At 66.2% G+C, this 13360-nt stretch carries 14 protein-coding genes; 12 read left to right on the top strand and 2 right to left on the bottom strand.

Features of this window, described 5'->3' with window-relative positions; genetic code table 11:
- Positions 1–35: 35 nt before the first annotated feature.
- Positions 36–524, top strand: coding sequence for an NUDIX hydrolase (locus tag AC1DKR_RS02635; protein ID WP_478030924.1), 489 nt, complete (start codon positions 36–38; stop codon positions 522–524).
- A gap of 48 nt (positions 525–572) precedes the next feature.
- Here AC1DKR_RS02635 and AC1DKR_RS02630 read toward each other — a convergent pair whose 3' ends face one another.
- The gene (locus AC1DKR_RS02630; RefSeq protein ID WP_140227276.1) at positions 573–1223 is read right to left on the bottom strand and encodes a class I SAM-dependent methyltransferase; all 651 of its coding nucleotides are present in this window, start codon (positions 1221–1223) and stop codon (positions 573–575) included.
- Between the two features lie 345 nt (positions 1224–1568).
- Here AC1DKR_RS02630 and AC1DKR_RS02625 point away from each other — a divergent pair, with 345 nt between their 5' ends.
- The 10 genes from AC1DKR_RS02625 to AC1DKR_RS02580 all read left to right on the top strand — a co-directional run bounded on the left by AC1DKR_RS02625 (position 1569) and on the right by AC1DKR_RS02580 (position 11759).
- Positions 1569–2183 (top strand): CDP-alcohol phosphatidyltransferase family protein, encoded by a 615-nt coding sequence (locus AC1DKR_RS02625; protein WP_025879258.1) that lies wholly within the window; start codon positions 1569–1571, stop codon positions 2181–2183.
- 22 nt (positions 2184–2205) lie between these two features.
- Positions 2206–3294, top strand: coding sequence for a class III poly(R)-hydroxyalkanoic acid synthase subunit PhaE (gene phaE, locus AC1DKR_RS02620; protein ID WP_312109537.1), 1089 nt, complete (start codon positions 2206–2208; stop codon positions 3292–3294).
- 3 nt (positions 3295–3297) lie between these two features.
- Positions 3298–4365: a class III poly(R)-hydroxyalkanoic acid synthase subunit PhaC gene (locus AC1DKR_RS02615; RefSeq protein WP_025879256.1), complete on the top strand. Its 1068-nt coding sequence runs from the start codon at positions 3298–3300 to the stop codon at positions 4363–4365.
- Positions 4362–4730 (top strand): YfeK family protein, encoded by a 369-nt coding sequence (locus tag AC1DKR_RS02610; RefSeq protein WP_140227273.1) that lies wholly within the window; start codon positions 4362–4364, stop codon positions 4728–4730. The genes AC1DKR_RS02615 and AC1DKR_RS02610 overlap by 4 nt, the downstream gene beginning before the upstream one ends.
- A 50-nt stretch (positions 4731–4780) precedes the next feature.
- On the top strand, positions 4781–4984 hold the full coding sequence (locus AC1DKR_RS02605; RefSeq protein ID WP_340569739.1) for a PspC domain-containing protein: 204 nt from the start codon (positions 4781–4783) through the stop codon (positions 4982–4984).
- Positions 4981–5433: a hypothetical protein gene (locus AC1DKR_RS02600; protein WP_478030920.1), complete on the top strand. Its 453-nt coding sequence runs from the start codon at positions 4981–4983 to the stop codon at positions 5431–5433. The genes AC1DKR_RS02605 and AC1DKR_RS02600 overlap by 4 nt, the downstream gene beginning before the upstream one ends.
- Positions 5434–6236: 803 nt before the next feature.
- Entirely contained in the window at positions 6237–6452 is a 216-nt protein-coding gene (locus AC1DKR_RS02595; protein WP_025879252.1) for a hypothetical protein, read from the top strand.
- Between the two features lie 207 nt (positions 6453–6659).
- The gene (locus AC1DKR_RS02590; RefSeq protein ID WP_478030918.1) at positions 6660–9053 is read left to right on the top strand and encodes a Tex family protein; all 2394 of its coding nucleotides are present in this window, start codon (positions 6660–6662) and stop codon (positions 9051–9053) included.
- A gap of 200 nt (positions 9054–9253) precedes the next feature.
- Positions 9254–11455, top strand: coding sequence for a PAS domain S-box protein (locus tag AC1DKR_RS02585; protein ID WP_478030916.1), 2202 nt, complete (start codon positions 9254–9256; stop codon positions 11453–11455).
- 64 nt (positions 11456–11519) lie between these two features.
- A complete protein-coding gene (locus tag AC1DKR_RS02580; RefSeq protein WP_312107450.1) occupies positions 11520–11759 on the top strand; it encodes a hypothetical protein in 240 nt (79 codons plus the stop codon).
- 30 nt (positions 11760–11789) lie between these two features.
- Here the strand turns inward: AC1DKR_RS02580 and AC1DKR_RS02575 are convergent, their stop codons facing one another.
- Positions 11790–12878: a DUF5694 domain-containing protein gene (locus AC1DKR_RS02575; RefSeq protein WP_478030913.1), complete on the bottom strand. Its 1089-nt coding sequence runs from the start codon at positions 12876–12878 to the stop codon at positions 11790–11792.
- A gap of 160 nt (positions 12879–13038) precedes the next feature.
- Between AC1DKR_RS02575 and AC1DKR_RS02570 the strand changes: the two genes are divergently transcribed.
- Positions 13039–13332, top strand: coding sequence for a hypothetical protein (locus tag AC1DKR_RS02570; RefSeq protein WP_312107448.1), 294 nt, complete (start codon positions 13039–13041; stop codon positions 13330–13332).
- The last annotated feature ends 28 nt before the right edge of the window (positions 13333–13360 follow it).

Below are 13360 nucleotides of genomic sequence, written 5' to 3'. Positions count from 1 at the left end.
CATAATCCACGGCTGACCCGCCGCCGGACCCGCACATGCCGTATACCCCGATCGTCGCCACCCTTGGCTACGTGCTCTCGCCCGATCGCCGCCAGGTGCTGATGATCCACCGCAATACCCGGCCGGGCGACCACCATCTGGGCAAGTACAACGGCCTGGGCGGCAAGGTCGAGCCGACCGAGGACATCGCCGCCGGCATGCGCCGCGAAATCGCCGAGGAAGCCGGTATCGACTGCACGGCCATGCGCCTGCGCGGCACTATCAGCTGGCCGGGTTTCGGCAAGCACGGTGAAGACTGGTTCGGTTTCGTGTTCGTCATCGACAGCTTCCAGGGTGCCCCGCACGGGGGCAATCACGAGGGCACCCTGGAGTGGGTGGACGTGGACAAGCTCGACCAGCTGCCGATGTGGGAGGGCGACCGCAACTTCCTGCCGCTGGTGTTCGATGCCGATCCGCGGCCGTTCCACGGAGTGATGCCATACCGGGATGGACGCATGCAGAGCTGGTCCTTCAGCCGGCTTTGACACAACCGGCACTACCGTGCTCCCCGGTAGCGCCGTGCCCGGCGGGCACTACCGCCGGCGCGCCAGCAGCAGGTGGAAGTGCTTTTCCCGCTGCTGGCCGTCATTGCCGGCCGTGCATTCGCGATGCGAGCGCCATGCCGTGACGGTGAAGCCGGACACCCGCAGCGCCAGCTCCACTGCGTCCAGCTCATGCAGCTCAAAGTCGGCGGCAAAGGGCAGGCTACGCATGAATCCGGCATCGCCGAAGGCCAGGCATAGCCGGCCGCCGCGATGCAGCACCCGTGCCAGTTCATCCAGTACCGGGGCCAGGTTCGGCCAGAAGTACAGGGTGTTGACCGCCAGCGCAGCATCGACGCTGGCATCAGCCAGGGGCAGGGCATGGGCATCACCCTCGCGCAGCGCGGCACGGCCAGCCAGGCCGCTGGCGGCAAGGTGCTGGTTGCCGGCGTCGACCATGGCACTGGACAGCTCGACACCCACGTAGCGACTGCCACTGGCCTGCAGCAGCAGCGGCGCAAAGGCGGCGTTGCCTGGACCGATTTCCAGCACCTGCTCTCCGGCAGCGACGGCCAGCAATGCGATAGCCGCCTGGTTGAGGGCGCCGTTGCTGCGGTTCATCGATTCGCCCACGGCCAGCGCGGCCTCGCCATGGGGCTGCCGCAACTGCGCGGCCAGGGTGCGTGCATCCAGCATCAACATCGTCCGTCGGTAAGGAGTCGGACGTGGCGGCGGCGGGTCCGCCGCAGACCATAGCGCTGGCGGATCGGCTTGGGAAGTAGGGAAACCCCGGCTTGTGGTGATGAGGAAATGTCCAGCGTCGCAGTCGGTGAGAACCAGTTGTCCACAGGGGGTGTGGATTACGCGTGGGCAACTTTGTGGATAAGCGCTGACAGGCGCCACCCCCCTAGGCTGTCAAGATGGGTGGCGAAAAATTCACCGCTGGTGAGGATCGGTGAGTGAAGGGTGAAGGACAGGGGCAGCCCACGCTGTTGCCGGTGGCGGCGCTCGCGGTACCCTGTGGGCCTTGATGCCCCGTGAGACTTCATGAAACGTCACTTCTCGATGCTGCGCGAGTTCCATCTGGCGGACTGGTTCACCCTCGCCAACGCTTTCTGCGGCACCGGCGCGGTGTTTGCCGCAATGCGTTTCCTGCAGGATGGCGAGCGCGGCTACCTGCTGTTCGGCATGGCGCTGATCCCGCTGGCTTTCATTTTCGACGCACTGGACGGCCGCATCGCGCGCTGGCGCAAATCCAGTTCGACCCTGGGCCGCGAGCTCGACTCGCTGTCGGACGTCATTTCCTTCGGTGTCGCGCCCGCAGCGCTGGCCTATGCCTGTGGCATGCAGGGGGGCTGGGACTGGCTGGTGCTGAGCTACTTCGTCTGCTGCGGCGTCAGCCGCCTGGCCCGTTACAACGTGACCGCCGAGGCAATGAGCGGTGACGAAGGCAAGGTGAAGTACTTCGAAGGAACGCCGATTCCCACCAGCCTGGCGCTGGTGATCGTGCTGGCGATCGCCGCCGGCACCGATGCCATCGGCCACGACCTGTGGCTGGGCCAGTGGCAGATCGGCCCCTGGCAGCTGCATCCGTTGGTGCTGCTGTTCGCGTTGTCCGGGTCGCTGATGATCAGCAAGACCCTGCGCATTCCCAAGCCATGACCCAGCCCTGCGGAGGAGCGCGATGACCAGCTCGGCCAATGACGCCGGCAGCAGCGATTTCGAGAACCTCGCCCGGCAGTACTTCGGCGCCTGGGGTGATGCCTTGCGCCATGCAGCCGTGCCGGGAACCCCGGCTGGCGACGACCCGGGCAGCTGGAAGCGCCTGTTCGACTGGTGGGGCCAACTGCTGCCCGGGACCGGTGCTGCCGCGCCCGAAGAGGCGGTGCGGCGGTTCCGCGAGCAGGCTGGCAGCTGGTACGGCACCATGCAGGAAGTCGCTGCACGCTTTGCCGGCCGCGATGCCAGCAGTGCCGAGGTCGCCCAGGCCTGGCGTGAAGCGGTGAAGGGGCAGGGCGACGGCATGCTGCAATGGATGCTGCAGGGGGCCCGCGGCAGCACCCATGTGGACGCTGCTCCGCCCGAGTTTACGGCGTGGTTCCAGCAGTTGCAGACGCTGGCTGGCCCTTGGCTGCAGAGCCCGGCGTTCGGGCCCGGCCGCGAGCACCAGGCACGGTGGCAGGCCCTGCTGCGCGCGCAGGAGGAGTACCAGCAGCATTCGCAGGCCTATGTCGAGCAGATCAAGCAGGCACTGGAAGAGGCGTTCGACCTGTTCGAGCAGCGCCTGGCCGAACACGAGCAGCCCGGCAGCCAGCTGACCAGCGCCCGGGCGATGTTCGATCTGTGGATTGAAGTGGCCGAGGAGGCCTACGCCAAGGTGGCCATGTCCGAGCCGTTCCAACAGGTGTATGCCTCGCTGGGCAACGCACAGATGCGCCTGCGCGCAGGCCTGCAGCGCGAGGTTGAACAGATGAGTGAACGCATCGGCCTGCCCACCCGCAGCGAGATGGATGCCGCCCACCGTCGCATCGCCGAGCTCGAGCGCAGCCTGCGCCGGGTGCAGGCACAGGTGGCGGTGCTTGCCGGTACCGATACGGTCGATCCGGTGGCCCAGCCGGCGCCTGCCAGGGTCAAGCCCGCCGCGCGCAAGCCTGCGGCGAAGAAGGCGGCGAGCAGGGCCGCGCCGGTGAAGAAGCCTGCAGCGAAGAAGGCTGCAGCGAAGAAAGCGTCAGCGAAGAAGTCCACCACCCGCGCGACCACGCGGAAGTCGTAAGCCATGAAAGGACCGCTGGGCTTCAATGCCGATGACCTGATGCAGGAGACCCTGGCCATGCAGCGCAAGCTGATGGAAGGGTTGAAGCTGTTGCCGCAGGTGGAGGATGTCGACTATGGCGCCACCGCCCGCGAGGAAGTCTGGCGCGATGGCAAAGTTGTGCTGTATCGCTTCGTCGGCGAGAACGCGCCGGTGCGCCGCACACCGCTGCTGATCGTGTACGCACTGGTCAACCGACCGTACATGGTGGACCTGCAGGCCGATCGGTCGCTGGTGCAGAAGCTGCTGGCCTTGGGCCAGGACGTATATGTGCTGGACTGGGGTTATCCGGACCGTTCCGAACGCTACCAGACGCTTGAGGACTATCTGCTGCGCTACATCGATGGCGCGGTGGATGCGCTGCGCGCGCGCAGTGGTGGAACGGTCGACATGCTCGGCATCTGCCAGGGCGGCGTGTTCGCCCTGTGCTACGCCGCACTGCGGCGGCAGAAGCTGGGCAACCTGATCACCATGGTCACCCCGGTCGACTTCCAGACCGCCGACAACATGTTGTCGCACTGGGCCCAGCAGGTGGATGTGGATCTGCTGGTGGATACGCTGGGCAACATCCCGGCCGATCTGATGAATGCCAGCTACCTGATGCTCAAGCCATTCCGCCTGAACGTGCAGAAGTACGTGGGCCTGCTCGACATCCTCGATGACAAGGCGGCGCTGGAGGATTTCCTGCGCATGGAAAAGTGGATCTTCGACTCGCCGGACCTGGCGGGTGAAGCCTTCCGTGAGTTCATCAAGCAGTTCTACCAGGGCAACGGCCTGGTCAATGGCACCGTGCGCATCGGCGAAGAGGCGGTGGATCTGTCGCAGGTGACCCTGCCGGTGCTGAACATCTACGCCGAACAGGATCATCTGGTGCCACCGGATGCATCGCGCGCGATGCGTGGCCGGCTGGGCACGCAGGACTACACCGAATCCAGTTTCCGCGGTGGGCATATCGGCATCTACGTCTCCGGCCGCGCACAGCGCGAAGTGCCAGCGACCATCGACAACTGGCTGAAGGAACGCACGCCATGAAACATTCCCCTCTGCTCGCGCTTGCTCTGGCCCTTGCGCCCGGCGTCGCCAGTGCTGCGCCGAGCGCCGATGCGCGCCGCGAGATCGCGCAGTTGATCGGAAGCCTGGACGGCTCCCAGTGCCAGTTCCAGCGCAATGGCAGCTGGTACGGTCCCGCCGATGCGCGTTCGCACCTTCAGCGCAAGTATGACTACCTGCTGAAGAAAGACATGGTCGACACCGCCGAGCAGTTCATCGAGCGTGCCGCGAGCCAGAGCAGCATGAGTGGCAAGGCGTACCGGATCCGCTGCCCCGGCCAGCCCGAACAGACCTCCGCGGCGTGGTTCGGCGCGCGCCTGCAGGCCTTGCGCCAACGCACGCCGTAGACACGGCAGGCGCTACAGTGGCAGCAGCCAGTCAGCCGGGAGACCTCGCCATGAACGCTGTGCCGCGCACCCTGTCGCGCTCGCTGAACGACCGCATGATTGCCGGGGTGATGGGCGGCATCGCCCATCGTTTCGGCTGGAACCCGACCCTGGTACGGGTGCTGTACGTGGTGGTCTCGCTGGCGTCGGCCGCCTTCCCCGGCATCCTGATCTACCTGCTGCTGTGGCTGCTGATCCCCAACGAGGCCGATTGAACACCGCGTCCCGGCCCTGGCCGATCTGGCTGCGCGCGCTGCAGCTGCTGGGCGCGCTGTGGACCGTGCCCAATAGCCTGATCGGCCTGCTTGGCGGTCTGGCCGGGTTGCTGGGTGGTGCGAAGATGCGCTGGAGCGGTCGCGATTGCGCGGTGGTTTTCGACCATTGGCCGTGGGGCCCTGGCGGAGCGATCACCCTGGGCAACGTGATCCTGCACACCGGCCACGACCTCGGCATGTGTTGCCGTACCTACGCCCATCAGGCGGGATGGGGCGTGGAGCCATTGATCCGGCTGGATGACCATGAGCGTGCGCACGTGTACCAGTATCTGGTGCTGGGGCCGCTGTACCTACCGGTGTATCTGCTGTGTGGTGGTGTCAGCGCGCGTAATCCGTTCGAGCGTGCGGCAGATCATTACGCGCGGTTCGGGCACGGCTGGTGGCCGTAGTTTCCAGCCAACGGCGCAGCCCCTCGTGGGTGGTCGCGTAGAGCGATTCATGTGATTGGGCCGGGCAGGTGGGTTGCGCAGGGGCCGCTGCAAGTACGTCCCTGTAAGCTCGGTCGCCGCTTGCTCGTGTGCGCTGTCCTGCGCACACGGCAAGACCGGGGTTGGGCGTCCTGCCCAACCCGCCCGAGGCATGCCTCGGGCCCATGCGGCTCACGCCCCTGCGCAACCCACCTGCCCGACCCCTGACAGTTTCCGGGTGCGTCCAGCCACGGAGAAGAAAAAGAACAGCAGAAGCGGGTCGCGCGCTGCGCTTGCTCGTGCAGAGCCGAGCGTGGGCTCGGCTCTACAGAAAGCGGCCAACCAGGCCGCTTTTGCTTTTGATCTTCTTTTTCTTTTCCGTGGGTGGCGGCAGGCACCAGGAACTTGTCAGCGGCCGGGTGGGTAGGCATTGCGGGGTGTCCGCGGCATGGATGCCGCGGCCAAGCCCCCAGGGATGGGTTTACGGCGTCCCCGCAATGCCTACCCACCCGGCCAGCCCCAGTAATCTGGCTTTTGCATTCCGCGACCAAGCAACCCCACCCACGAGGGGCTGCGCCGTTGGCTGAAACCCCCGTATTCGTTAGCCGGAAGTTAAAGATCCGTAAGCATTCTGCTGCTATCCCGCAGTCATCTGCATGCAACCGATCGTCATTAGTCTTCGTGACGTTCCAGTCAGCTTGGTCGCGGTAAGCTCTATCCCGATGAGCCAACAAGTACCGCTCATCGTGTGCAGTACGCAGTAGCAATTTGGAGGAAGACATCACATGGCAATCGTTCTTTATGTCGGTGGTAGCAAGGATGGCGAGAAGGGCGTGGTGCCCTACGGCTTCAGCAAATCCCGCGCCGATACCGCGCTGGGGCCGGAGTTCTACACGGAGCGGTTCATGGAACTGCAGGGTGTCGGCAAGGTCCGCCTGATGGCGCTGGAGAGCCTGCGTGACGACATCGTCATGCAGCGTGCCGCCCGCCACTACCGCTGACCTTCGCAGTACGCGGCAGGACGCGCCCCACCATCGCGCGTCCGCGCCGGCATCCCAGCCCCGGGGCCAGTCCTAGCCCCTTTTGCCAAGATGCCGGCGTCCAATCCGGACCCACCGCCTGAACCGCCGCTCTGTCAACGCCTTGTCCCTGCCGCCCGCGCATTGCAAGAATGGGCCTTTCCCGCAATGCGGCCCAGGCCGGAAACAATGCACGACGCCAAGCACGCCCAGCGCCAGCTCGCCCAGCAGATCGCCCAGACCATCGCCGATGAAATCGGTGCCCAGACCGCACAGGTCAGCGCCGCCGTCGGCCTGCTCGATGAAGGCGCCAGCGTTCCGTTCATCGCCCGCTACCGCAAGGAAGTCACCGGCGGCCTGGACGACACCCAGCTGCGCAACCTGGAAACCCGCCTGACCTACCTGCGTGAACTGGAAGACCGCCGTGCGGCGGTGCTGGCCAGCATCGGCGAGCAGGGCAAGCTCAGCGATGAGCTGCGCAACGAGATCCTCGCCGCCGACACCAAGAGCCGGTTGGAAGATCTGTACCTGCCGTACAAGCCCAAGCGTCGCACCCGCGCGCAGATCGCCCGCGAAGCAGGACTGGAGCCGTTGGCCGACGGCCTGTTGGGCGACCCGACACAGGACCCGCAGGTCTTTGCCGCCACGTTCGTGGATGCCGACAAGGGCGTAGCCGACACCAAGGCCGCGCTGGAAGGGGCCCGCGCGATCCTGATGGAGCGCTGGGGCGAGGACGCCACGCTGGTTGGCGAGCTGCGCAGCTGGTTGAGCGAGCAGGGCGTGATCCGTGCCCGCGTTGCCGAGGGCAAGGAAACCGAGGGCGCCAAGTACCGCGATTATTTCGAGCACGCCGAGTCGTTGGCGAAGATTCCCTCGCACCGGTTGCTGGCGTTGTTCCGTGCGCGCCGCGAGGAGATCCTGTTCCTGGAGCTGGACCCAGGCAAGGATGCCGAGGCCGGACATCAGTACGCCGAAGGGCGCGTGGCGCACAACGCCGGTATCCGCGATGCGGGACGCCCCGCTGATCGCTGGCTGCTGGACGCCTGCCGCCTGACCTGGCGGGCCAAGCTGCACATGCACCTGCTGCTGGACCTGTTCAACCAGGCCCGTGAGAAAGCCGAGGCCGAAGCCATCGCGGTGTTCGGTGACAACCTCAAGGACCTGCTGCTGGCCGCACCGGCCGGCCCGAAAAGCGTGCTGGGCCTGGACCCGGGCATCCGCACCGGCTGCAAGATCGCCGTGGTAGACGCTACCGGCAAGCTGGTCGCCACCGACACCATCTATCCGCACGAGCCCCGCCGGCAGTGGGAGCAGTCGCTGCAGACGATCAAGCAGCTGTGTGCCAAGCACAACGTGCAGCTGATCGCGATCGGCAACGGCACCGCCAGCCGCGAGACCGACAAGCTGGCCGGTGAAGCCATCAAGGCGCTGGGTGACAACGCGCCGCAGAAGATCGTGGTCAGTGAAGCCGGGGCTTCGGTGTATTCGGCGTCGGAAACGGCGGCCAAGGAATTCCCGGACCTGGACGTGTCGATCCGTGGTGCGGTATCGATCGCGCGCCGCCTGCAGGATCCGCTTGCCGAACTGGTGAAGATCGAGCCGAAGGCGATCGGCGTGGGGCAGTACCAGCACGACGTGGATCAGTACCGCCTGGCGCGTGCGCTGGATGCGCGCGTGGAGGACTGCGTGAATGCCGTTGGCGTGTACGTCAACACGGCGTCGGCTGCACTGCTGTCGCGCGTTTCGGGTCTGTCGTCGACGGTAGCCGAGAACATCGTGCGCCATCGCGATGACAACGGTCCGTTCAAGCGTCGCAAGGACCTGCTGAAGGTGTCGCGCTTGGGCGAGAAGACGTTCGAGCAATGCGCAGGTTTCCTGCGTATCGCCGATGGCGATGAGCCGCTGGATGCATCGTCGGTGCACCCGGAAGCCTATCCAGTGGTCGAGCGCATCGTGGCCAGCACCGCGCGCCCGATCAAGGCGCTGATCGGCGACGGCAGTTTCCTGCGCGGCTTGAAGGCCGAGCAGTTCACCGACGAGACATTCGGTGTGCCGACGGTGCGCGACATCCTCAAGGAACTGGAAAAGCCGGGCCGTGATCCGCGCCCGGAATTCAAGGCGGCCCGTTTCGCCGATGGCGTCGAGGACATCAAGGACCTGCGCGAGGGCATGGTGCTGGAAGGCGTGGTCAGCAACGTGGCCGCGTTCGGTGCGTTCGTCGATATCGGCGTGCACCAGGACGGCCTGATCCATATCTCGGCGCTGTCTGATACCTACGTGAAGGATCCGCGTGACGTGGTCAAGGCCGGCGACATCGTCAAGGTGAAGGTGCTGGAGGTGGACGTGCCGCGCAAGCGCATCGCCCTGACCCGTCGTCTGGAGGACACGCCTGGCCAGGCCACCAGCCGCCCGGGCAGCCGTGACGAACGCAGCCAGGGGCAGGCGCCGCGCCGCGACGCCGCCAACCCCGGGCAGGGACGTGGCCAGGGGCGCAACCCGGGCAATGGCGGACGCCCGGCACAGGCCGCGCCGCCAGCCAACAATGCCCTGGCCGAGGCGTTCGCCCGGGCCAAGCGCAGCTGAGTCCGCCGTCCCCCTCCTGGCGCGATCCGGGCGGGGGACTTGTCGATGTTCCCCGGCAATGCGCACACTTGCGCCGGAAGGGGCGCTTGGGCCCCTGCTGTCGCTGGGGAGTCCATGCCGTCAGCACCATCCGCGCTGTTCCGTGACCGCTGTGGCTCGCCACGGCCTGCGGGCAGCTGCGTCGGCAGGGGAGGCGGCTGATGGCCGATCAGGGCAACAGCGGCAACGCACTGCTGGAGCGCCGGCTGCAGGAACTGGCCGAAGAGCGCCGTCGCCTGGCGATGATCATCGAGGGCACTGCGGCTGGCACCTGGGAATGGAACGTCCAGAGCGGACAGATGCGGGTCAACGAACGGTGGGCCGAGATCGTCGGCTACCGGTTGGACGAACTTGAACCGATCTGCCAGAAGACCTTCATCGCGCTGGTCCATCCGGATGATCTGGCGCTGTCCGATGCGGCCCTGCAGGACCACTTCGATGGCCGCACCGACCATTATGTCTGCCTGTTGCGGATGCGCCACAGGAATGGCCAATGGATCTGGATCCACGATCGCGGACGGGTATTCGAATGGGACGGGCAGGGCAGGCCACTGTGGATGGCCGGCGCCCATGCCGACGTCACCGAACTGCAGCAGGCGCGCCAGGACGCGGCCGAAATGCGGCAGCGCCTGCAGGCGATGGTGGATGCTTCCGACGAAGTCGCGGTGATCGCGACCGACACCGATGGCATCATCACCATTTTCAATACCGGCGCGCAGCGTCTGCTCGGCTACACCGCCGCTGAAGTAGTGGGTGCGCGCCGCCTGGATGCCTTCCACGACCCGGTTGAACTGCAGGCGTGGCTGCGACCGCTGGCGACCGCCGATGGACAGGTTCCAGGTGTGTTCGAGGCACTCAGTGCACGTGCCGACGGCCAGACGTATTCGCGGCAGTGGACACTGCTGCGCAAGGACGGTCAGCGTCGCCAGGTACGCCTGTCAATCAGCCGCATGGATGGCGCCCATGGCGAGCGCATCGGCTATGTCGGCATGGCCATCGACATCACCGAGATCCTGCAGGCGCGCGCCGAGGCTCGTCTTGCGGCGGAAAAATTCGCCGGTGCGTTTACGTCGGCGGCACTGGGCATGGCGCTGGTGTCGCTGGAAGGGCGCTGGCTGGATGTCAACGATGCGCTGTGCCGCATTCTCGGCTACACGCGGGAGGAACTGCTGCAGGTCGATTTCCAGCGGTTGACCCATCCGGCCGATCTGCAGACCGACCTGGCCCTGGTGCAGGACCTGCTGGCGGGGCGACGCACGCACTATCACCTTGAAAAGCGTTACCTGGGCCGTGAGGGCAACACCATCTGGGCACGGCTGTCGGTATCGCTGGTACGCAATGAGCGCGGTGAACCGTTGCATTTCGTGTCGCAGATCCAGGATGTCAGCGCCCAGCGCAGCAGCGAGCAGCGCCTGTTCGAAAGCGAGCAGCGCAGCCGCATCACCCTGGATGCGGTTGCCGACCTGGTACTCAGCGTGGCCCTGGATGGCCACATCGAATATGCCAATGCGGCCGCCGTGCGAATGCTTGCCGGCGATGGAGCGCTGTCGCTGGCCGGGCATCTCGTGCAGGACGTGCTGTCCTTGACCACCGAGTACGCACCGCAATCGCAGCTCGACGTCAGCGTGCTGTTGGACCCGGAAAGCAACGCCGTGGATCTGCATGCCGATCTGCTGCTGCAGATGGGCACCGCCGTGGTGCCGGTTGACCTCACCCGGGCCTGGCTTCGCGACGACGAGGGCCAGGTGCGTGGTGCAGTGTGGGTCCTGCGCGATGACACCCAGCAGCGTGCACGCGAGCGCGAGGCACGGCACCTGGCGGAGATGGACCCGCTGACCGAACTGGGTAATCGCCGCGGCTTCGAAGTACATCTGCAGCAGGCGATCACACGGGTCGAGCGGACCGGGCAGGCGGCGTCACTGATGTACATCGATCTGGACCGGTTCAAGCCGGTCAACGATACCTTTGGTCATCTGGCCGGCGACGCCGTGTTGTGGGCTGTGGCCAGCGTATTGCGCCATGGTGTACGCGACTCGGATGTGGTGGCGCGCCTGGGCGGTGACGAATTCGCGGTGATCCTGTCCGGGTGCAGCCCGCGGCGAGCGGCGCGCATCGGCGGCGAGCTGCTGCATACCCTGGCCAACCTGTCCATTCCGTGGGACCAGCACCAGCTGCGGATCGGCGCCAGCATCGGCATCGCACCGCTTGCTGCCGGCATGAGCGTGGACCAGGCCGTCGCCGCCGCCGATGCCCAGTGCTACCGGGCCAAGGCGATGGGCCGCAACAATGTGCAGGTGCAGGGCGAAATCGGCGAACTGCCCGGGGGCTCGCCGGCGGACGGCGGCGACCTCAGCGACGGCTGATCTCAACCTGTGAGAGGGGCGCGGCGAATACTGCGCCAACGCCCCACCTTTGCAGGAAAACAACATGACGTCCTGGAACCTGAGTGCAGTCCGTGCCTATGCGCCGGCCATTGTCGGCTGGTCCCTGGCTCTTTCCGGCTGGCTCCGGCTGGAGCAGCTGCGCAACGACCAGCAGGCCCGGATGCTGGTCCCCGTAGTCCAGTGGGGCGTGGCGCTGATGCTGCTGGTCACGCTGGGCTGCATCGTCGCTGCCAGCGTGATGATCTGGCGCGCCGGGCGTCGCGATGCGCAGCAACGTGGGTAGCGGATCTGCTGCGTTGATCAGGTGCGGGCCTCAGCGCAGCACCTCTTCGGCATCCACCAGATGCACGTCGTGCATCATGTTGAGGTAGGCCTCGTAGTAGCCTTTGTGCGAAGCGCCAACGATGGCCAGCAGGCGCGTTCCCGGCCGCTGGCCCAGCACTTCGCGGATGTTGGCGACCATGCGCAGGTTGCGGGTTTCCCAGTAGCCCACATAGTTGCGACCAAAGCCCTGGGGAGAGGGTTCGACCAGCGCGGCTCCGAAGTCCGCCTGGTAGGCCTGCAAGCCGACGCCGGGGCGATTGTAGGCACGGTACAGCTCCAGCACGCCTCCGACCTTGCCGACATTTGCATACAGCGGTTCGTCGGCGTCCCGCCGTGCGTTTGCATGTGGATTGTCCCAGGCCGACATGATCGCTTCGCGTGCTGCCTTCTCGTCCTTGGGCGCGGTTGGCGAATCGGCGGTGTGGTCGTCCACTGCCCACAGGCGTTCCAGGCCCAGGCGGGCAGCGAGGACTGCCGCCACCAGGTTGGTTTCATTGCGGCGGGTCAGGCTCTTGTCGAGAATCTCGACCAGCGCAGCATCCAGCCCGTCGCCGGCGACGCGCTCCTGCACAGGCAGGCGCAGCCATTGCACCTGCGCCGATCCGCGCTCGCCAGCGGCCAGGAACACCGCGGCCAGATGCCGACGCTGCGCTGCTGTGGGGCTTGCCGGCCACGCCGACAGCAGGCGTCCCATCTCGACGTTGGCGTCGGGCACGTCGAGGCCGGTGGCGACGCGGGCCGCGTCGGTGTCGAAGCAGTAGGTTTCAACGCTTTCGGCATAGCGGCCGGGATTGCGACGCATGAAGTCGCACTGCAGGCCGGACAGGTTTTCGGTGGCAATCGCCTCCGGGCGCCAACGTGCCAGGCGCTGCAGCAAGGGCTCCAGCAGGGCCGGCTCGAAGGTCTTTGGCAGTTCCGACAGATGTGCTGTCCCAAGCACCAGTACTTCGTTGTGGCGACCGGCGGGTGGCCCCTTCAGCTGGTCAGGATGGAAGCTGGGCCGGAACCCCGCGTCACTGGCCAATGCGCCGGCACTGCACAGGCTGAGGATGATGATGGCGCTCAAGCGTCGAAGCATGCTGCCTCCCAGGAAAGATCCAGTCAGTGGGCGCATGCTGCCGGCAGTGCGCAGGCAAGGGATGTCCCGATGGTCATTGCAACCTTATGCGTGCTTGCCGCATCCCCTTTCCGTCGGCGCTGGTCCAGAATGGTGGCTGGAAGACTTCCGGAAGCGCGTCATGGATGAAATCGCCACCATCGTAGCCGCAGGTGCCGTGCTGGGTGCACTGGCCGGCTGGATCGGGCCGGGCAGATGGCGGTGGCAGCTGTTGCGGCTGGCACCGTTGCTGCTGGTGCCGTTCGCGTTGTACATCCTTTCCACCCGCAACTGGTTCCTAGGTGGCGGCGGGCCACTGGTGGAACCCTCCCTGCTGGTCGTCTGCGGCAGTCTGGGCTACCTGCCGGGCGTGCTGGCAACGATGCTGCTGCGCTGGATTCTGCGGCGCGCTGCCGACCAGGGGCTGGCCCCCTAAAGTAGTTGGCCGCCCCGCCGATACCTTC

This window comes from Stenotrophomonas sp. 01N47, assembly GCF_056399165.1.
The sequence above is the reverse complement of the archived record's forward strand: the minus strand, read 5'-3'. Positions and strand labels throughout refer to the sequence as shown.

Coding starts and splice junctions, on each gene's coding strand:
- AC1DKR_RS02635 (WP_478030924.1), top strand. CDS start 36: ATGCCGTATACCCCGATCGTCGCCACCCTTGGCTACGTGCTCTCGCCC.
- AC1DKR_RS02630 (WP_140227276.1), bottom strand. CDS start 1,223: ATGTTGATGCTGGATGCACGCACCCTGGCCGCGCAGTTGCGGCAGCCC.
- AC1DKR_RS02625 (WP_025879258.1), top strand. CDS start 1,569: ATGAAACGTCACTTCTCGATGCTGCGCGAGTTCCATCTGGCGGACTGG.
- phaE (WP_312109537.1), top strand. CDS start 2,206: ATGACCAGCTCGGCCAATGACGCCGGCAGCAGCGATTTCGAGAACCTC.
- AC1DKR_RS02615 (WP_025879256.1), top strand. CDS start 3,298: ATGAAAGGACCGCTGGGCTTCAATGCCGATGACCTGATGCAGGAGACC.
- AC1DKR_RS02610 (WP_140227273.1), top strand. CDS start 4,362: ATGAAACATTCCCCTCTGCTCGCGCTTGCTCTGGCCCTTGCGCCCGGC.
- AC1DKR_RS02605 (WP_340569739.1), top strand. CDS start 4,781: ATGAACGCTGTGCCGCGCACCCTGTCGCGCTCGCTGAACGACCGCATG.
- AC1DKR_RS02595 (WP_025879252.1), top strand. CDS start 6,237: ATGGCAATCGTTCTTTATGTCGGTGGTAGCAAGGATGGCGAGAAGGGC.
- AC1DKR_RS02590 (WP_478030918.1), top strand. CDS start 6,660: ATGCACGACGCCAAGCACGCCCAGCGCCAGCTCGCCCAGCAGATCGCC.
- AC1DKR_RS02585 (WP_478030916.1), top strand. CDS start 9,254: ATGGCCGATCAGGGCAACAGCGGCAACGCACTGCTGGAGCGCCGGCTG.
- AC1DKR_RS02580 (WP_312107450.1), top strand. CDS start 11,520: ATGACGTCCTGGAACCTGAGTGCAGTCCGTGCCTATGCGCCGGCCATT.
- AC1DKR_RS02575 (WP_478030913.1), bottom strand. CDS start 12,878: ATGCTTCGACGCTTGAGCGCCATCATCATCCTCAGCCTGTGCAGTGCC.
- AC1DKR_RS02570 (WP_312107448.1), top strand. CDS start 13,039: ATGGATGAAATCGCCACCATCGTAGCCGCAGGTGCCGTGCTGGGTGCA.